18 protein-coding genes and 1 pseudogene are annotated in these 18329 nt (G+C 70.7%); 14 read left to right on the top strand and 5 right to left on the bottom strand.

Annotated elements, in window-relative coordinates; translation table 11 throughout:
- Positions 1 to 306 (top strand): annotated as a pseudogene (locus VGJ24_RS02675) (hypothetical protein); the annotation flags it as partial.
- Here VGJ24_RS02675 and VGJ24_RS02680 read toward each other — a convergent pair.
- Together VGJ24_RS02680 and VGJ24_RS02685 are read right to left on the bottom strand one after the other, a co-directional pair.
- Entirely contained in the window at positions 307 to 1017 is a 711-nt protein-coding gene (locus tag VGJ24_RS02680; protein WP_331498943.1) for an FAD-binding oxidoreductase, read from the bottom strand.
- Entirely contained in the window at positions 1014 to 1631 is a 618-nt protein-coding gene (locus tag VGJ24_RS02685; RefSeq protein WP_331498944.1) for a sulfite oxidase-like oxidoreductase, read from the bottom strand. Before VGJ24_RS02685 ends, VGJ24_RS02680 begins: the two co-directional genes overlap by 4 nt.
- A 56-nt stretch (positions 1632 to 1687) precedes the next feature.
- Here VGJ24_RS02685 and VGJ24_RS02690 point away from each other — a divergent pair, with 56 nt between their 5' ends.
- Positions 1688 to 2212 (top strand): GNAT family N-acetyltransferase, encoded by a 525-nt coding sequence (locus VGJ24_RS02690; protein ID WP_331498945.1) that lies wholly within the window; start codon positions 1688 to 1690, stop codon positions 2210 to 2212.
- Positions 2213 to 2229: 17 nt separating this feature from the next.
- Here the strand turns inward: VGJ24_RS02690 and VGJ24_RS02695 are convergent, their stop codons facing one another.
- Both VGJ24_RS02695 and VGJ24_RS02700 read right to left on the bottom strand, forming a co-directional pair.
- Positions 2230 to 2919, bottom strand: a complete 690-nt coding sequence (locus VGJ24_RS02695; RefSeq protein WP_331498946.1) for an MBL fold metallo-hydrolase — start codon at positions 2917 to 2919, stop codon at positions 2230 to 2232.
- A gap of 4 nt (positions 2920 to 2923) precedes the next feature.
- Positions 2924 to 3646: a maleylpyruvate isomerase family mycothiol-dependent enzyme gene (locus VGJ24_RS02700; RefSeq protein WP_331498947.1), complete on the bottom strand. Its 723-nt coding sequence runs from the start codon at positions 3644 to 3646 to the stop codon at positions 2924 to 2926.
- 215 nt (positions 3647 to 3861) lie between these two features.
- Between VGJ24_RS02700 and uvrA the strand changes: the two genes are divergently transcribed.
- From uvrA to VGJ24_RS02760, 12 genes are all read left to right on the top strand, one after another.
- The gene (gene uvrA, locus VGJ24_RS02705; protein ID WP_331498948.1) at positions 3862 to 6717 is read left to right on the top strand and encodes an excinuclease ABC subunit UvrA; all 2856 of its coding nucleotides are present in this window, start codon (positions 3862 to 3864) and stop codon (positions 6715 to 6717) included.
- 98 nt (positions 6718 to 6815) lie between these two features.
- A complete protein-coding gene (locus VGJ24_RS02710) occupies positions 6816 to 7304 on the top strand; it encodes a Rieske (2Fe-2S) protein (protein ID WP_331498949.1) in 489 nt (162 codons plus the stop codon).
- A gap of 7 nt (positions 7305 to 7311) precedes the next feature.
- Positions 7312 to 8781, top strand: coding sequence for an aminotransferase class I/II-fold pyridoxal phosphate-dependent enzyme (locus VGJ24_RS02715; protein WP_331498950.1), 1470 nt, complete (start codon positions 7312 to 7314; stop codon positions 8779 to 8781).
- A 10-nt stretch (positions 8782 to 8791) separates the two neighbouring features.
- Complete coding sequence (gene uvrC, locus VGJ24_RS02720; protein WP_331498951.1) at positions 8792 to 10774, top strand: excinuclease ABC subunit UvrC; 1983 nt, start codon at positions 8792 to 8794, stop codon at positions 10772 to 10774.
- Positions 10774 to 11664: an RNase adapter RapZ gene (gene rapZ / locus VGJ24_RS02725; protein WP_331498952.1), complete on the top strand. Its 891-nt coding sequence runs from the start codon at positions 10774 to 10776 to the stop codon at positions 11662 to 11664. Before uvrC ends, rapZ begins: the two co-directional genes overlap by 1 nt.
- Before the next feature lies 1 nt (position 11665).
- A complete protein-coding gene (locus VGJ24_RS02730; RefSeq protein WP_331498953.1) occupies positions 11666 to 12616 on the top strand; it encodes a uridine diphosphate-N-acetylglucosamine-binding protein YvcK in 951 nt (316 codons plus the stop codon).
- A gap of 45 nt (positions 12617 to 12661) precedes the next feature.
- On the top strand, positions 12662 to 13648 hold the full coding sequence (gene whiA, locus VGJ24_RS02735) for a DNA-binding protein WhiA (RefSeq protein ID WP_331498954.1): 987 nt from the start codon (positions 12662 to 12664) through the stop codon (positions 13646 to 13648).
- A gap of 81 nt (positions 13649 to 13729) precedes the next feature.
- On the top strand, positions 13730 to 14755 hold the full coding sequence (gene gap, locus VGJ24_RS02740; protein WP_331498955.1) for a type I glyceraldehyde-3-phosphate dehydrogenase: 1026 nt from the start codon (positions 13730 to 13732) through the stop codon (positions 14753 to 14755).
- A 2-nt stretch (positions 14756 to 14757) separates the two neighbouring features.
- A complete protein-coding gene (locus VGJ24_RS02745) occupies positions 14758 to 15975 on the top strand; it encodes a phosphoglycerate kinase (protein ID WP_331498956.1) in 1218 nt (405 codons plus the stop codon).
- Positions 15976 to 15988: 13 nt separating this feature from the next.
- The gene (tpiA, locus tag VGJ24_RS02750; RefSeq protein ID WP_331498957.1) at positions 15989 to 16780 is read left to right on the top strand and encodes a triose-phosphate isomerase; all 792 of its coding nucleotides are present in this window, start codon (positions 15989 to 15991) and stop codon (positions 16778 to 16780) included.
- A gap of 87 nt (positions 16781 to 16867) precedes the next feature.
- Positions 16868 to 17101, top strand: coding sequence for a preprotein translocase subunit SecG (gene secG, locus VGJ24_RS02755; protein ID WP_331498958.1), 234 nt, complete (start codon positions 16868 to 16870; stop codon positions 17099 to 17101).
- Between the two features lie 19 nt (positions 17102 to 17120).
- Positions 17121 to 17480 (top strand): RNA polymerase-binding protein RbpA, encoded by a 360-nt coding sequence (locus tag VGJ24_RS02760; protein ID WP_331498959.1) that lies wholly within the window; start codon positions 17121 to 17123, stop codon positions 17478 to 17480.
- A gap of 297 nt (positions 17481 to 17777) precedes the next feature.
- Here VGJ24_RS02760 and pgl read toward each other — a convergent pair.
- Positions 17778 to 18329 (bottom strand): 6-phosphogluconolactonase (gene pgl / locus VGJ24_RS02765; protein WP_331498960.1); only part of this gene is annotated, 552 nt, incomplete at its 5' end.

Below are 18329 nucleotides of genomic sequence, written 5' to 3' on the forward strand. Positions count from 1 at the left end.
CCGGCGCCCCGGCACTTCGACCTCGTCAGCTGCCTCTACGTGCACGTCAACGGGTCGGTCGCAGAGATGGTGACCAGACTCGGCAACGGCGTCGCGCCGGGCGGGACCCTGTTCCTGGTCGGCCACCTTCCGGTGGATCCCGCCACCGGTGAGCCGACGCCTGCCGCGGGGCAGGTACAGGTGACCGTCGCGGAGGCGGTCGGGGCTCTCGACGCCCGTCACTGGGAGGTCGTCGTCGCCGAGGAGAGGCCCAGGGCTGCGGCGGGTACCGGCGTCGACGCGGTGGTGCGGGCGATCGCGCGCTGACTACCCCGTCGCGCCGAACTGCTCGACCCGGATCACGTCCGAGCGGACGCCGACCTCACCGAGGAGCCGGGTGGCGTACGACGCGAAGCCGACCGAGCCGCAGACATAGGCGCGTTCGACGCCGGTGACCAGCGGCTCGAGCTCGGACGGGTACGGCGGGGCGGCGACGCGGGACCCGAGGTTCTCGCGGGTCAGTGCCACCAAGGCACCGGCGTCGCGCAGCGCCTGGGCGTAGGGCAGCTCGGAGAAGGTGCGGCCGACGGCGACGACCCGGATGCGCCCGGTGACGCCGTGGCGCACGGCGTACCGGATCATCGAGACGAGGGGGACGACGCCGGTGCCGCCGCCGATCGCGACCGCGGTGACGTCGCCGGTCCAGGTGAACCAGCCGCCGATCGGCCCGCGCAACTCCAGCACGTCATCGACGCGCACCTCGTCGTGCAGGAACCCGGACACCTCACCACCCGGCAGGCACTCGGCCATCAGCTCCACCAGCGGGTCGCCCGGGTCGGAGGCGATCGAGTAGGAGCGCTGGGCCGTGTAGCCGTCCTCCGCACGCAGTCGGATGACCGCGTGCTGCCCGGGCAGCCCGGGCGTCCAGGCGGCCGGTTCGAGTCGCAGCCGGACCAGCCGGTCCTCGATCCGCTCGACCTCGGCGACCCGCGCCGTGGTCCAGCTGGTGGCCAGTGACTCGACCGTGGTGGTGCTCACGGGTCTCCCTGGTAACGCTGCTCCATCCACGGGTCGCCGCGGTCGTGGTAGCCGTTCTGCTCCCAGAAGCCCGGTCGGTCGTGTGCCATCAGCTCCAGGCGGGTCACCCACTTCGCCGACTTCCAGAAGTAGAGGTGTGGCACCAGCAGCCGCACCGGGCCGCCGTGCTCGACCGGCAGGGGTCGACCGTCGTACTCCCAGACGACCCAGGCCTTGCCGCCGGTCACGTCGGCGAGGGGGAGGTTGGTGGTGTAGCCGGTGGTCGAGTGCGCCATCAGGTACGTCGCCTCGGGGCGCGGGCGCGCGATCGCCAGCAAAGTGTCGACGCTGACGCCGGTGAACGTCGTGTCGAGCTTTGACCAGGTCGTCACGCAGTGGATGTCCCCGAAGTACGTCGATCCCGGCAGCGCGTGGATCTCCCGCCAGGTCCAGGTCGTGGGCGACTCGACAAGGCCGTCGACCGTCATCGTCCAGTGGTCGGGGACGAGGTGTGGCGTGACTTCGGCGGTCAGCGTCGGCCAGTCGGCGCCCGTGTCGTACTGACCCGGGGGCAGCCGGCCCGGCCGCCCCCGCGGTCGCCCGGTGAACCCCCGCGTCGGCCGGAACCCGCTCATCGGTGTCTCGTCGGATGGGCACCGGTCATGGCGGCCAGCCTACGTAGGCTCGACGTGTGGACGAACGGCGGCCGATCGTGACGCTCAGGCCCCTGGCCCGCGACGACGCCGCGGTGATCGCCAGGTGGGGGGCGGACCGCACGCTCGCCGAGGTCGCCGACTGGTCCCCGGACCGCACGTTCGCCGAGCGCTTGCGCTTCCAGGAGCGCCTGATCGTGACCCCGCCTCCCGACCTGCTCAGGTGGGGCGTGGTGCAGGAGGGCTCGCTGGTCGGCTTCGTGAACCTCCGCGGCGACGAGCCGGAGCGTCGTGAGCTGGGATTCCTGATCGGTGCGAGCAGCCGGTGGGGTCATGGACTCGGGCGAGCCGCCGCGGCCGCCGGCCTCGACCTGGCCTTCGGGGAGCTGGGGCTCGACCAGGTCTTGGCCGAGGCGTACGACGCCCACCAGCGCTCAGTGCGGATCCTGCAGGGGCTGGGCATGCGGGAGACCGGGAGGGGCGCCGCAGGCCAGTTCCTCGGCGTGCCCACCTTCTACCGCCGCTTCGCGATCAGTGCCGAGGAGTGGCGGGCGCGCACCTGACCTCGCGCCGCGGCGGGCTACCACCCGCGCTCGCGCCACTCCTCGAGGTGGGGCCGCTCGACGCCGACGGTCGAGTCGTTGCCGTGACCGGGGTAGAACCAGGTCTCGTCGGGCAGGGCGTCGAAGATGCGGCTCGACACGTCGTCGATCAGCTGGTGGAAGCGGTCGGAGTCGCCCTGGGTGTTGCCGACGCCGCCGGGGAAGAGCGAGTCGCCGGTGAACAGGTGGGGCCGGTCGGAGCCGTCGTACACCAGGCAGATCGAGCCGGGGGTGTGGCCGGCGACCGGAATGACGGCGAGCGAGCAGGTGCCCACCGGGATGCGGTCGCCCTCGCCGACGCGTTGGTCGACGGCGACACCGGTCTGCTCGGTGATCGCGTCGGCGTCGGGCTCGCCGGCGATGACCGTCGCCCCGGTGGCCTGCACGACCTCGGCGAGGGCGCGGTGGTGGTCCCAGTGCTGGTGGGTGGTGACGACCGCGGCCAGCCCGCCTTCGCCGATCAGCTCGAGCAGCCGCGGTGCGTCGTCCGCGGCGTCGATCAGGACCTGGTCGCCGGTGTCGGTGCAGCGCAGGAGATAGCAGTTGTTGGACATCTGAGGGTCGACGGCGAGCTTGGTGATCTCCAGGGCGCCCGCGGTACGCCGCTGCGGCTCGCCGCCGGGGGAGACCTCGCCGGTGTAGTCGTTCTGTTCAGGACGATCGATCACGGGTTCACCAACCTTCGATGGACGGGAGCTCGCCGCGCGAGCAGGACACGGTGTCGGGCGTATGACGTCCGGTGAGCCACCAGCCGATGTCGGCGGCCGGGCCGGTCACGACCGCGGCGTCGTCACCGTTCGGGCCGAAGATCCACACCCGGTCGACGTCGAGCGGCCGCACCTCGAACCGCTGGGGCGGGTCGAGTCGCTTGGTCATCGCGTTCAGCAGGTGGATCGCGAAGGTCTCGCTCCAGTCCGACCTCGTATAGCCCGCGCCGAGGTCGACGTGATGGATCTCGAGCTCGCGGAGCCGCATCCCGGGGAACGCCCCGGCACGGATCTCCCGTCCGCCCGGGGTGCGCTCGATCCTGGTCTCCCACTGGTCGTCGGGGATCGCCGCGATCGCCTGGTTCAGCATCGTCGTACCGGCCAGCAGGCGGTTGCGGAGCTCGGCCGGGTGGGCCGTCGCCAGGTCGGCGATGTCACGGTCCCGCTTCTCGTCGGAGTCGTACATCGGGTGCGGGCCGTCGTCCGCGTCGTCCGCCACGACGCCGTGGAGGGCCCGGGCCATGCCCTCGGCGTTGAGCGCGAGGTGCGCCACCACGTGGGCGCGCGTCCAGTGGGGCAGGAGCGACGGGTCGCTCCAGTCGTCCCCGTGGAGGCTGTCGACCGTGCGGACGACGCGGGACGACGCACCGGCGAGCAGTCGCGAGGCGAGCTCGCGTTCGGTGCTCATGCGCTCCATCCAACACCACCGCCGCCGACCGGACGCCCGCCGGACGGTCAGCAAGGAGGATGAGGTCGGCGCTGGCGTGATCTCTTAGGATCGGGACTGTCGGTGGGCCGTGTCAGGCTTGCGCCGACAGCGGGTGACAGGCGAACATGTGTTCGAACACCACCCATGCGCGCCGTACCGATTGCGTGACCAGACGATCCAGCCTGAGGACAGTAGTGGCCGACCAGCTCATCATCCGGGGTGCCCGCGAGCACAACCTCAAGGACATCTCGCTCGACCTGCCGCGCGACTCCTTGATCGTGTTCACCGGGCTGTCCGGATCTGGCAAGTCGAGCCTGGCGTTCGACACGATCTTCGCCGAGGGCCAGCGGCGCTACGTCGAGTCGCTGTCGGCGTACGCCCGGCAGTTCCTCGGCCAGATGGACAAGCCCGACGTCGACTTCATCGAGGGGCTGTCGCCGGCCGTCTCGATCGACCAGAAGTCCACGTCGAAGAACCCTCGGTCCACCGTCGGCACGATCACCGAGGTCTACGACTACCTCCGACTGCTCTATGCGCGGGCGGGCCGGCCCCACTGCCCCGTCTGCGGCGCACCGATCGAGCGGCAGACGCCGCAGCAGATCGTCGACCGCGTGCTCGGGCTCGAGGAGGGTCGGCGGTTCCAGGTGCTCGCACCGGTGATCCGCGGCCGCAAGGGGGAGTACATCGAGCTCTTCCGCCAGCTGCAGACCGACGGTTTCTCGCGGGTCCGGGTCGACGGTGACACCCACACCCTCGACGACCCGCCGAAGCTCGACAAGCAGAAGAAGCACACCATCGAGGTGGTCGTCGACCGGCTCGCCGTCAAGGCGTCGTCCAAGCGCCGGCTCACCGACTCGGTCGAGACCGCGCTCCGGCTGGCCAACGGGCTGGTGGTGCTCGACTTCGTCGACCTGCCGGTCAAGGACGCGGGCCGGGAGATGAAGTTCTCCGAGCGGATGGCCTGTCCCAACGACCACGACCTCGACACCGACGAGCTCGAGCCGCGGTCGTTCTCGTTCAACAGCCCCTTCGGCGCGTGTCCCGCGTGCCACGGCCTCGGCACGCGGATGGAGGTCGACCCCGACCTGGTCGTGCCCGACACCCAGGCCACCCTGGGCGAGGGCGCGATCCAGCCGTGGAGCCAGGCCCACGTCGCCGACTACTTCCTGCGGCTGATGGGAGCGCTGGGGGAGGAGGTCGGCTTCGACCTCAACACCCCCTGGGAGAAGTTGCCGACCAAGGCCCGGAAGAGCCTGCTCGACGGCCACCCGACCAAGGTCCACGTGGTCACCACCAACCGCTACGGGCGCCAGCGCGCCTACTACGCCGAGTTCGAGGGCGTCCGCACGTACGTCGAGCGCCGGCACGGCGAGGCGGAGTCCGACACCAGCCGCGAGCGCTTCGAGGGCTTCATGCGCGAGGTGCCGTGCCCGACCTGCCAGGGGAGCCGGCTGAAGCCGGTCAGCCTGGCGGTGACGATCGGCGGCAAGTCGATCGCCGACGTGTGTGCCCTCCCGATCAACGAGACCGCCGACTTCCTGCGCGACCTCGACCTGTCCGCTCGTGAGCGGCAGATCGCGGAGCGGGTGCTCAAGGAGATCCAGGAGCGGCTGAACTTCCTGCTCGACGTGGGCCTCGACTACCTCTCCCTGAACCGCCCGAGCGGGTCGCTCTCGGGCGGCGAGGCGCAGCGCATCCGGCTGGCCACCCAGATCGGCGCCGGCCTGGTGGGCGTCCTCTACGTCCTCGACGAGCCCTCGATCGGCCTCCACCAGCGTGACAACAAGCGGCTGATCGAGACGCTGGTCCGGCTCAAGGACCTCGGCAACACCCTGATCGTCGTCGAGCACGACGAGGAGACGATCCGCACCGCCGACTGGGTCGTCGACATCGGCCCCGGCGCGGGTGAGCACGGTGGGCAGGTCGTCCACTCCGGGCCGGTCAAGGGTCTGCTCAAGCACCGCGACTCCCTGACCGGGCTCTACCTGTCCGGCCGCCGAGAGATCCCGATCCCCGAGGTGCGTCGCCCCCGCACCAAGGGCCGTGAGCTCAAGGTGGTCGGGGCGCACGAGCACAACCTCCAGGACATCGACGTCTCGTTCCCGCTGGGTCTGTTCGTCTCCGTGACCGGGGTGTCCGGGTCCGGCAAGTCCACGCTGGTCAACGACATCCTCTACACCAGCCTGGCCAAGCAGATCTACAACGCCCGCGCGGTGCCGGGGCGCCACAAGCGCATCAACGGGCTCGACCACGTCGACAAGGTCATCCACGTGGACCAGTCGCCGATCGGCCGTACGCCGCGCAGCAACCCCGCGACGTACACCGGGGTCTTCGACCACATCCGCAAGCTGTTCGCCTCGACGCCCGAGGCGAAGGTGCGGGGCTACCTCCAGGGGCGGTTCTCGTTCAACGTCAAGGGCGGGCGGTGTGAGGCGTGCTCGGGCGACGGCACGATCAAGATCGAGATGAACTTCCTGCCGGACGTCTACGTCCCGTGCGAGGTCTGCCACGGTGCCCGCTACAACCGCGAGACGCTCGAGGTCCACTACAAGGGCAAGACCATCGCCGAGGTCCTCGACATGCCGATCGAGGAGGCAGCCGAGTTCTTCAAGGCGGTGCCGGCGATCTCGCGGCACATGGAGACCTTGTGTGAGGTGGGGCTCGGCTACGTCCGGCTCGGCCAGCCGGCGACGACTCTGTCGGGCGGGGAGGCACAGCGGGTCAAGCTGTCCAGCGAGCTGCAGAAGCGGTCGACCGGACGGACCGTCTACGTGCTCGACGAGCCGACCACCGGCCTGCACTTCGAGGACATCCGCAAGCTCCTCGGCGTGTTGTCCAGCCTGGTGGACAAGGGCAACACCGTGCTGGTGATCGAGCACAACCTCGACGTGATCAAGACCTCCGACTGGATCATCGACATGGGTCCCGAGGGCGGGTCCCGGGGCGGCACGGTGATCGCCGAGGGAACGCCGGAGCAGGTCGCGGCCGACCCCGACAGCTACACCGGGCAGTTCCTGGCGCCTTTGTTGGCCTACGGTCGAACGTCCTGACGGGCTGTCTCGTAGGTCCGGGTACGCCGGCCCACAGCGAAAACTCAGACGTCCGGGCTAGCGTCGAAAACCCGACCCCGAGCACGAGGAGCGTCCCCGTGACCGACCCTGCACTCACCCGACGCCGCGCCCTGGCCGGAGCCGCCGTGGGTGGCCTCAGCCTGCCGTTGCTGGCCGCCTGCGGGAGCGGCGGCTCGTCGAACGCCACCGCGCAGGACCCCTCCGCTGCCACCGGCGGCAATGGGAACAACGGAAACAACGGGACCACTGCGAAGAGCCAGGCCGTGGTCCTCGTCGCCGCGAGCGACGTCCCCGTCGGGGGCGGTGTGATCCTCGGCGATCAGAACGTCACCGTGACCCAGCCCCAGAAGGGCACGTTCGAGGGCTTCTCCGCGACCTGCACCCACCAGGGCTGCATCCTCGCCAGCGTGGCCGGCGGCACCATCAACTGCGGCTGTCACGGCAGCCAGTTCTCCATCACCGACGGCAGCAACGTCGCCGGACCGAGCGGGTCCCCGGCCGGGTCCGTGGCGGCGCTGCCGAAGGTCTCGGTGCGGGTCAAGGGCGCCGACGTCGTCCAGGGCTGATGACGGCGTGGACGGCGACCGGCTCGAGGACGCCCCGCTGCTGGCGGCCTGGGTCGACGCTCGGCGCCGGCTCGATCAGGGCGAGCTGCGGCCGTTCACGATCCCCGGGCACAAGCACGATGTCGGCCTGATCGGCGAGGTCGTCGCCCGCGACGTACCCCTGTACGGCGGGCTGGCCGCGGTCCGCGACGCGGATGCGCTGCTACGTCGCGCCGAGACACGGACCGCAGAGCGGTTCGGGGCCGACTGGTGCCGATACTCCGTCGGCGGCTCGACCCATGGCAACCAGGCCGTGGCGCTCGCGGTCGGCTCACCGGGGGACACGGTGATCGTGGACCGGACGTCGCACCGCTCGGTCCTTCTCGGGCTGGTGCTGGCGGGACTGCGGCCGGTGTGGGTGCACCCGCCCGTTCACGACGCGACCGGGCTTCCGCTCGGGCTCGGTTCGGCAACCGTCGCCGATGCCCTGGGCAGACACCCCGAGGCGTGCGCGGTCCTGGTGACCACCCCGTCCTACGTCGGGACCTGCGCGGACGTCGCCGCGATCGCTGAGGTGACCCGTCGTGCCGGCGTCCCCCTCGTCGTCGACGCGGCGTGGGGTGCGCACCTCGGCAGCCATCCAGATCTGCCGCCGCACCCCTTCTCGGCCGGCGCGGACGCCGTCGTCACCAGCGCTCACAAGACCTTGCCGGCGCTGAACCAGGGTGCCGTCGTGCTCGCCCGCACCCGAGCAGGTGGCGGACTCCTGGACGCCGACCGTCTCGACCGAGCCATGGACGCCGCCGCCACGACCTCTCCCTCGGGCTCGATCCTGGCGGGCGTCGACGGCGCGCTGGAGCTGATGGCGGTCCGCGGGGTCGAGCTGTCGGGCGCCCTGCTCGACCGGGTACGACGCGCGCGCGACGTCCTGCGCGGGGTGCCCGGTCTGGTGACGCCGGACTCGACCACCTTCGGGACCGATGCCTTCGACGACGCCAAGCTGGTCGTGCTCCTGCCCGGGACGGGAAGCGACGGGATGGCGGTGGACCGGGGCCTGGCTGCGGCCGGCTTCGCGCTGGAGATGGCCGACCGCGACCTCCTGGTGCCGATGGTGACCCTGGCCGACGGCGACGAGGCGGTCGCCGACCTCGCCGAGGCCGTCGCCGTGATGGTCGAGGACCACCGCGCGGTGCCCCGCCCGGTGGTGGCCCACGCCGCCTGGACCGTCGAGGCCGAGCAGGTGCTCACCCCGCGCGAGGCGTTCTTCGCCGTACGGGAGGCGGTGCCCTGGGACGAGGCCGCCGGGCGGGTGTGTGCCGAGGTCGTCGCGCCGTACCCGCCCGGCATCCCCGTGCTCTCGCCCGGCGAACGCATCACCGGTCGGGCCCTCGACGGGTTGCGCCGCGCACAGGAGGACGGCTCACGGATCGCGTACGCCGCCGACCCGACGCTGGCGACGGTCCTCGCTGTCCGTTCCGATGTCGGGGGCGGCCCGTAGGCTTGAGGGCGTGGCGAATCCGGCGTCCTACCGTCCCAAGACGGGGGAGATCCCGACCCAGCCGGGGGTCTACAAGTTCCGCGACGCTCGCGGGCGCGTGATCTATGTCGGCAAGGCGAAGAACCTGCGCTCCCGGCTGACGTCGTACTTCCAGGACATCGGCAACCTCCACTCCCGCACCGCCGCGATGGTCACCTCCGCGGCCGGCGTCGAGTGGACGGTCGTCAACACCGAGGTCGAGGCGCTCCAGCTGGAGTACAGCTGGATCAAGGAGTTCGACCCGCGCTACAACGTCAAGTACCGCGACGACAAGTCCTATCCCTGGCTGGCCGTGACCGTCGGCGAGGAGTTCCCGCGGGTGATGGTCGGCCGTGGCGCCAAGAAGAGGGGCACGAAGTACTTCGGCCCCTACAGCCACGCCTGGGCGATCCGCGAGACCGTCGACCAGCTCCTCCGCGTCTTCCCGATGCGCTCGTGCTCGAACGGCGTCTTCAAGCGCTCCGGTCAGATCGGCAGGCCGTGTCTGCTCGGCTACATCGACAAGTGCTCGGCACCGTGCGTCGGCAACATCTCCGCCGACGACCACCGCGCGATCGTCGATGACTTCTGCGACTTCATGGGCGGCCACACCAACGCGTTCGTCAAGCGCATCCGCGAGGAGATGTACGCCGCCTCCGAAGAGCTCGACTTCGAGCGGGCAGCGCGGCTGCGCGACGACCTCGGCGCCATCGAGAAGGCGCTCGAGAAGCAGGCGGTCGTCCTCGGCGACGGCACCGACGCTGACGTGATCGCCCTCGCGGAGGACCCACTCGAGGTCGCGGTGCAGATCTTCTACGTGCGGGGCGGCCGCATCCGCGGGCAGCGCGGCTGGGTCGCCGATCGCGTCGAGGAGGGTGGCACGGCCGAGCTCGTCGAGCAGTTCCTCCTCCAGCTGTACGCCGGCGCCGACGACGACGCCGACGACGCCGCCGTACCCCGCGAGATCCTGGTGCCGGCACTGCCGCCCGAGCACGAGGTGTTCGAGGAGCTGCTCACCGAGCGGCGGGGGAGCCGGGTCCGCATCCGCGTTCCGCAGCGCGGCGACAAGCGAACGCTGCAGGAGACGGTGGCGCGCAACGCCGGCCAGGCGCTGATGATGCACAAGACCAAGCGCGGCACCGACCTGACCGCGCGCAACCAGGCGCTGGAGGAGATCCAGCGGGCGCTCGGCCTCGACGAGGCGCCGCTGCGCATCGAGTGCTACGACATCTCCAACCTCCAGGGCACCGAGGTGGTGGCCAGCATGGTCGTCTTCGAGGACGGCCTGCCGCGCAAGAGCGAGTACCGCCGGTTCGTGATCAAGGGCGTCGAGGGCCAGAACGACGTGGCCTCCATGCACGAGGTGATCACCCGTCGCTTCCGTCGGCTCCTCGACGAGCAGGCCCGCTCCACCGAGGTCGACACCGGCTCAGGTCCGATGCTGGTGGACCCGGAGACCGGACGGCCCCGCAAGTTCGCCTATGCGCCGGGGCTCGTGGTCGTCGACGGCGGCCCGCCGCAGGTCGCGGCCGCACAGGCCGCCATGCGAGAGCTCGGCGTCGTCGACATCCCGGTCTGCGGCCTGGCCAAGCGTCTCGAGGAGGTCTGGCTGCCGGATCAGGAGGACCCTGTGATCTTCGCGCGCACGTCGGAGGGGCTCTACCTCCTCCAGCGGGTCCGTGACGAGGCGCACCGCTTCGCGATCACCCACCACCGCTCGCGGCGCTCCAAGTCGATGGTCGAGAGCCTGCTCGACGACGTCCCGGGTCTCGGTGAGGTCCGCCGCCGCACGCTGGTCAAGCACTTCGGCTCCCTGAAGAAGCTGCGGGCCGCCGAGGTCGGCGAGATCGCGCAGGTTCCGGGCATCGGGCCGCGCACCGCCCTGGCCATCAAGGATGCGGTCGACCGGACCGGCGGTCACACTGGCCGTCAGACCGTGAACACCGCCACCGGCGAAATCCTCGAGGAGGACTGATGGCCCCGCCGTCGACCGAGCTGCCCGTCGAGCACGCCGGCGAGGTCGTCGTCGTCACCGGGATGACCGGCGCCGGGCGCAGCACCGCGGCCAAGGAGCTGGAGGACCTCGGGTTCTACGTCGTCGACAACCTTCCGCCGTCCCTCCTGCGCGACGTCGTCCGCCTGGTCGACGAGAGCCGCGGCACCAGCCAGCCGATCGCGGTCGTGGTCGACGTCCGGTCGGGAGCGTTCTTCGACTCTCTGCAGGCCAACCTCGCGCAGCACGCCGTGAACCGCGACACGACGTTGCTGTTCCTCGACGCGACCGACGAGGTGCTGGTCCGCCGCCAGGAGGCGGCCCGTCGTCCCCACCCGCTCCAGGCCAGCGGCCGGCTCCTCGAGGGGCTACGCCGCGAGCGCACCGCCCTGGCCAACCTCCGGGCGAACGCCGACCTCGTGATCGACACCTCCGACATGAACGTCCATCAGCTCACCGAGCGGATCTCGGAGTCGTTCGGCACGCCCGACACGATGCGGCTCAAGGTCACCGTGATGAGCTTCGGCTTCAAGTACGGCATCCCCGTCGACGCCGACTTCGTGGCCGACATGCGCTTCCTGCCCAACCCGTACTGGGTGCCGCACCTCCGCGGGCAGACCGGCCGGTCCGCCGAGGTCAGTGGCTACGTCCTCGAGCAGGACGGCGCCCAAGAGTTCGTCGACCGCTACGTCGAGCTGCTCGCCGGCGTTGCCAAGGGTTACCTGCGCGAGGGCAAGCGCTTCATGTCCATCGCGCTGGGGTGTACCGGTGGCAAGCACCGCAGCGTCGCGATGACCGAGGAGATCGCCCGGCAGATGCGTGAGGCCGGCTACGACGTCGGCACGGTCCATCGTGACCTCGGGCGGGAGTGACGTGGGCCCTTCCCGTCGGCGGGTCACCGCCCTCGGTGGCGGCCATGGCCTGCACGCCTCGCTGTCCGCGCTCCGCCACCTCCCCCTGGACATCACCGCGGTGGTGACCGTCGCCGACGACGGCGGCTCGTCCGGGCGGCTGCGGTCGGAGTTCGGCGTGCTGCCTCCCGGCGACCTGCGGATGGCGCTGGCCGCCCTGTGCGGCGACGACGAGTGGGGCGAGACCTGGGCCCAGGTGCTCCAGCACCGCTTCGCCGGCACCGGCGAGATGCGCGGTCACGTCACCGGCAACCTGCTGATCGTGAGCCTCTGGGAGCTCCTGGGCGACCACGTCGAGGCGCTGGACTGGGTCGGCCGGCTGCTCGGCGCCCGCGGACGGGTCCTGCCGATGGCCCTGACCCCGCTGCAGATCTCGGCCCGGGTCAGTGGCCTGGACGCCGACGACCCCGAGCGGGTGAGCACGGTCCGTGGACAGGTGGCCGTGGCGAGCTCGCACGGCACGATCGAGGCGATCTCGTTGCTCCCGCCGGACCTGCGACCCTGCCCGCAGGCCGTCGCGGCCGTGCGCGAGGCGGACCTGGTCGTGCTGGGCCCCGGATCGTGGTTCACCTCCGTGCTCCCGCACCTGATGGTTCCCGCCCTGGCCGAGGCGCTGACCGACACCGACGCCCACCGCGTGGTCGTCCTCAACCTGGCACCCCAGGCCGGCGAGACCACCGGCTTCGGTGCCGTCGACCACCTGCGGGTGCTGCTCGACCACGCGCCCGACCTGACCCTGGGCACCGTGCTCGTCGACACCTCCGGTGCCGCCGACCTGGCCGAGCTCGAGGCCCTGGCGGCCAAGTGCGGCGCACGGCTGCTCGCCGCCGACGTCGCCCGCGAGGACGGGTCCCCGAGGCACGACCCGGAGAAGCTGGTGACGGCGTACGCCGAGATCCTGGCCGCACTGTGAACCTTCGCGGGAACGGTCGTTGACGGACGTGGCAGGATCGGCGCCATGGCGATGACGGCGCAGGTGAAGGCGGAGATCGCCAACACCACCATCACCAAGACCTGCTGCCGCAAGGCCGAGGTGTCGACGATGCTCCGCTTCGCCGGAGGTCTCCACATCGTCAGCGGCAAGATCGTCGTCGAGGCTGAGCTCGACACCGGAGCGGCGGCCCGCCGGCTCCGTAAGGACATCGCCGAGGTCTTCGGGCACCAGAGCGACGTCGCCATGGTCCAGGGGAACGGCATCCGGAAGGGCAGCCGCTACCTGGTGCGCGTCGTCAAGGATGGCGAGGCCCTCGCCCGGCAGACCGGCCTGCTCGACAACCGCGGCCGGCCCGTCCGCGGCCTCCCGCCGGCCGTCGTCTCCGGCGGCGCCTGCGACGCGGTCGCTGCCTGGCGGGGCGCCTTCCTGGCCCACGGCTCGCTCACCGAGCCGGGGCGCTCGTCGTCCCTCGAGGTCACCTGCCCCGGCCCGGAGGCGGCACTCGCACTCGTCGGCGTCGCCCGGCGGCTCGGCATCCCGGCCAAGGCTCGCGAGGTGCGCGGCATCGACCGGGTCGTGATCCGCGACGGAGACGCGATCTCGCAGCTGCTCACCCGGCTCGGCGCCCACGAGGCCCTGATGGCCTGGGAGGAGCGCCGGATGCGGCGCGAGGTGCGCGCCACCGCCAACCGGCTCGCCAACTTCGACGACGCCAACCTCCGGCGCTCGGCGCGGGCGGCCGTCGCCGCGGGGGCCCGGGTCCAGCGCGCGCTGGAGATCCTCGGCGACGAGATGCCCGACCACCTGAAGCTGGCGGGGGGCCTGCGCCTCGAGCACAAGCAGGCCAGCCTCGAGGAGCTCGGTCAGCTCCACGACCCGGTGCTGACCAAGGACGCGATCGCCGGCCGAATCCGCCGCCTCCTGGCGATGGCGGACAAGCGCGCCGAGGAGCTCGGGGTCCCCGACACCGAGTCATCGCTGACGCCCGAGATGCTCGCCGAAGAAGACTGACCACGCCCCGGCGGCGGGTCGATCGCCGAACGATAGGCTCGACGTACCGACACGGCCCGACCGCGACACGAGGAGCATCCAGTGACCGTTCGAGTAGGCATCAACGGCTTCGGCCGGATCGGCCGTAACTTCTTCCGCGCCGTCCAGGCGTCCGACGCGGACGTCGAGGTCGTGGGCGTCAACGACCTCGCGGCCAACGACGTCCTCGCCCACTTCCTCCGTTACGACTCGATCCTGGGGCGATACCCGGGACACATCGACTCCGACGACACCTCCCTGACCGTCGACGGCACCAAGATCCACGCCAGCGCCGAGCGAGACCCGGCCGCCCTCGCGTGGGGTGACATCGGCGCCGACGTCGTGATCGAGTCGACGGGTTTCTTCACCAAGGCAGCCGACGCGCACAAGCACCTCGACGCCGGCGCCAAGAAGGTGATCATCTCGGCGCCCGCCACCGATGAGGACGTCACGATCGTGATGGGCGTCAACGACGACGTCTACGACGCCTCGAAGCACCACATCATCTCCAACGCCAGCTGTACGACGAACTGTCTCGGCCCGATGGCCAAGGTCCTGCTCGACAACTGGGGCATCGACAAGGGCTTCATGACCACGGTGCACGCCTACACCACCGAGCAGCAGCTGCTCGACCAGATCGCGCTCAACCGCAAGGGGGAGATCAACCTGCGCCGCGCCCGAGGCGCCGCCACGAGCATCATCCCGACCACGACGGGTGCCGCCAAGGCGATCTCGCTCGTCCTGCCGGAGCTCAAGGGCAAGCTCGACGGCTACGCACTGCGGGTCCCCGTGCCCACCGGCTCGATCACGGACCTCACCGTGACCCTGAACTCCGAGGTCACCAAGGACGAGGTGAACGCCGCGTTCAAGGCGGCCTCCGAGTCCGGACCGCTGTCGAAGTACCTCGTGTACACCGAGGACGAGATCGTCAGCGCCGACATCGTGACCTGGCCCGCGTCGTGCACCCTCGACGCCGGCCTGACGTTGGCCAACGGCAACGAGGTCAAGGTGGTCGGCTGGTACGACAACGAGTGGGGCTACTCCAACCGGCTGATCGACCTGTCGGCGCTCGTCGGCGGCTCGCTCTGACCGTGGCGTCCCGCTTCGAGTCCCTCGGCGAGCTCCGCGGAAAGCGGGTCCTGGTCCGCTCGGACCTCAACGTCCCGCTGGACCGCCACGAAGACGGGCACAGCACCATCACCGACGACGGCCGGGTGCGCGCCAGCGTGCCGACGATCCGTGAGCTCTCCGAAGCCGGTGCCCGGGTGATCGTGGTCTCGCACCTCGGCCGACCGAAGGGTGAGCCCGAGGCGCGGTACTCGCTGGAGCCCGTGGCGAGGCGACTCGGTGAGCTGCTCGGACAGCACGTCGCCTTCGCCTCGGACACGATCGGTCCTTCGGCCCAGAAGACCGTCGATGCCCTCCAGGACGGTGACGTCGCCGTCCTGGAGAACGTGCGCTTCGACCCCGGCGAGACCAGCAAGGACGACGACGTGCGGGGCGCGTTCGCCGACCAGCTGGCTCAGCTGGCGGACTGCTTCGTGTCCGACGGCTTCGGGGTCGTGCACCGCAAGCAGGCCAGCGTCTACGACGTCGCCCTGCGCCTCCCACACGCGATGGGGCAGCTCGTGGCGACCGAGATCGAGGTGCTGCGCAAGCTGACCGTCGACCCGGAGCGTCCGTTCGTCGTCGTCCTCGGCGGCTCGAAGGTCTCCGACAAGCTCGGGGTGATCGACCACCTGCTCGGCAAGGCCGACCGGCTGCTGATCGGCGGAGGCATGGTGTTCACGTTCCTCGCCGCGCAGGGTCACGAGGTCGGCCGGAGCCTCCTCGAGGATGACCAGCTCGACACTGTCCGCGGCTACCTGAGCCGCGCCGAGGAGTCGGGTGTCCGGATCGTGCTGCCGACCGACATCGTGGTCGACAACGAGTTCCCTTCGGGCGACCGCGAGCCGCAACCTCGCGTCGTACCGGCGGGGGAGATCCCGTCCGACGGCCTCGGGCTCGACATCGGGCCCGACTCCGCCCGGGCGTTCGCGTCCGAGATCACCGATGCCAGGACGGTGTTCTGGAACGGCCCGATGGGCGTGTTCGAGACCCCCGCCTTCGCCGACGGCACCAGGGCGGTCGCGCAGGCGCTGACCGAGGTCGACGGCCTCACCGTGGTCGGCGGCGGGGACTCGGCCGCCGCCGTCCGGAAGCTCGGCTTCGACGAGGGCGCGTTCGGCCACATCTCCACCGGTGGTGGTGCCAGCCTCGAGCTCCTCGAGGGCAAGGAGCTCCCGGGCATCGCCGTCCTCGAGCGCTGACCGGAAGGAACTCATGACCACGCGCATCCCGCTGATGGCGGGCAACTGGAAGATGAACCTGACCCACCCCGAGGCGGTGGCGCTGGTCCAGAAGCTCGCCTGGATCCTCACCGACAAGAAGCACGACTACGCCCGCACCGAGGTCGCGGTGATCCCGCCGTTCACCGACCTGCGCTCCGTGCAGACGATGGTGGACGGCGACCGGCTCTCGATCCGGTACGGCGCACAGGACGTGTCGGTCCACGACTCCGGCGCCTACACGGGCGAGATCTCGGCGACCATGCTCGCCAAGCTCGGCTGCTCCTACGTCGTGGTCGGGCACTCCGAGCGCCGGCAGTACCACGGGGAGACCGACGACACCGTCAACGCGAAGGCGCGCCGGGCCGTCTCGGCAGGGATGACGCCGATCGTCTGCGTCGGCGAGGGGCTCGACGTACGCAAGGCCGGCGAGCAGGTGCCGTACACGCTCGCCCAGCTCGACGGATCCCTGGCCGGGTTCGAGCCGACGGAGATCGGCTCGCTGGTGGTGGCGTACGAGCCGGTCTGGGCGATCGGCACGGGGCAGGTGGCGACCCCGGACGACGCCCAGGAGGTGTGTGCGGCGATCCGCGGACGCATCCGCGAGACCGCCGGGGACGACGCCGCCGATGGCTGCCGGATCCTGTACGGCGGCTCGGTGAAGGCCACGAACATCGCCGGGATCATGGCCCAGCGCGACATCGACGGGGCCCTCGTCGGAGGGGCCAGCCTGCAGGCCGAGGAGTTCGGCGGGATCTGCCGGTTCTACGACATGCCCACCCTGTGACCCGGTCGGCGAGCTGCGGGAACCTGGTCCAGACCGCTCCGCGGGCCGGTTCGGGATGGTCCGAAGCGTGACGTAGGCTATGTCCTCGTGACCACCGTCTTCACCATTCTGCTCGTGATCACCAGCTGTCTGCTGGTGGTTCTCGTGCTGCTCCACAAGGGCCGCGGCGGAGGGCTGTCCGACATGTTCGGCGGCGGTGTGTCGAGCTCGCTCGGGGGATCGTCTGTGGCGGAGCGCAACCTGGATCGGTTCACCATCGGTGTCGGGTCCATCTGGTTCGCCTGCGTCATCGCCCTGGGCCTGTTGCAGGCCTACTCCTAGTGAGAAAGGTCCGCTAGACGTGCCAGGTGGAGGAAACGCGATCCGGGGGAGCCGGGTCGGCGCCGGTCCCATGGGAGAGGCCGAGCGCGGTGAGGCCGCGCCGCGTCAGGCGGTCACCTATTTCTGCTCCCACGAGCATCGTTCGGTCGTCACGTTCGCGGTCGACGCGGTCGTGCCCGACTCGTGGGACTGCCCCAAGTGCGGGCTTCCCGCCAGCCTCGACTCCGAGAACCCACCTCCGGCTCCCAAGATCGAGCCGTACAAGACGCACCTGGCCTACGTGAAGGAGCGCCGTTCCGACGCCGAGGCCGAGACGATCCTCGATGAGGCGATCCAGCTGCTCCGCAGTCGCCGCAAGTCAGGCGACATCATCTTCTGACCGCCCTGGCCTGAGGTGATCGGCTGGGCGCATGAGTGACGACGCGCCCGGGAGCGGCGGACCCATCCTGTACGACCTGGCCGGCGGGTGGGACGGCCTGCCCCGGCTGGAACAGGCCTTCTAAGACAACGCGCTGCTGGACCCGTTGTTCCAGCCCCGAGACCGACGAGGAGCTGCACCCGCTCCGCGAGGTCCACTCTGGACCATGTGGCCAGATCCCGAGCGATAGTACGTATCAATCGGCCGCGTCCAGGCAGGGAATTCGCGGCCGATTGATACGTACTATCGCGCGCTCGGCTACGGGACCTGGGAGGCGGCGTCGCGGTCGAGGAACCAGATCGTCTGCATCCGACCACGCACGCCGGTCGCCGGGATCTCCTGTACGCCGGGGGGCTGGGCGGCGAGGGCACGGCCGACGGCCTCGGCCTTGTCCGCGCCGCTGACGATGAACCACACCTCGTCGGAGCGGTTCAGGGCCGCGAAGGTGAGGCTGACCCGCTCCGGCGGCGGTTTGGGTGACCCGGTGACGCCGACGGCGATCGCGTCGTCGACCTCCAGCTGCGGGAAGCCGGGGAACAACGAGGCGATGTGACCGTCGGGGCCCACTCCCAGCATGAGGAGGTCGAAGGTGCCGGTCGCCTCCGACCTCAGGGTGTCGGAGTACGCCGCGGCCGCGGCCCCGACCGAGTCCGCGTCGTCGGTGGACGGGATCTCGTGCACCCGAGCAGGATCGACCCCGACCACGTTCAGGAACGCCTGGCGGGCCTGCGTGGCGTTGCGCTCGTCGGAGTCGGCGGCGACGAAGCGCTCGTCGCCCCAGTAGAAGGAGATCCGGCTCCAGTCGACATC

Origin of the sequence: Nocardioides sp. (assembly GCF_036493135.1) — a bacterium.
In the GTDB taxonomy this organism is placed as follows: domain Bacteria; phylum Actinomycetota; class Actinomycetes; order Propionibacteriales; family Nocardioidaceae; genus Nocardioides.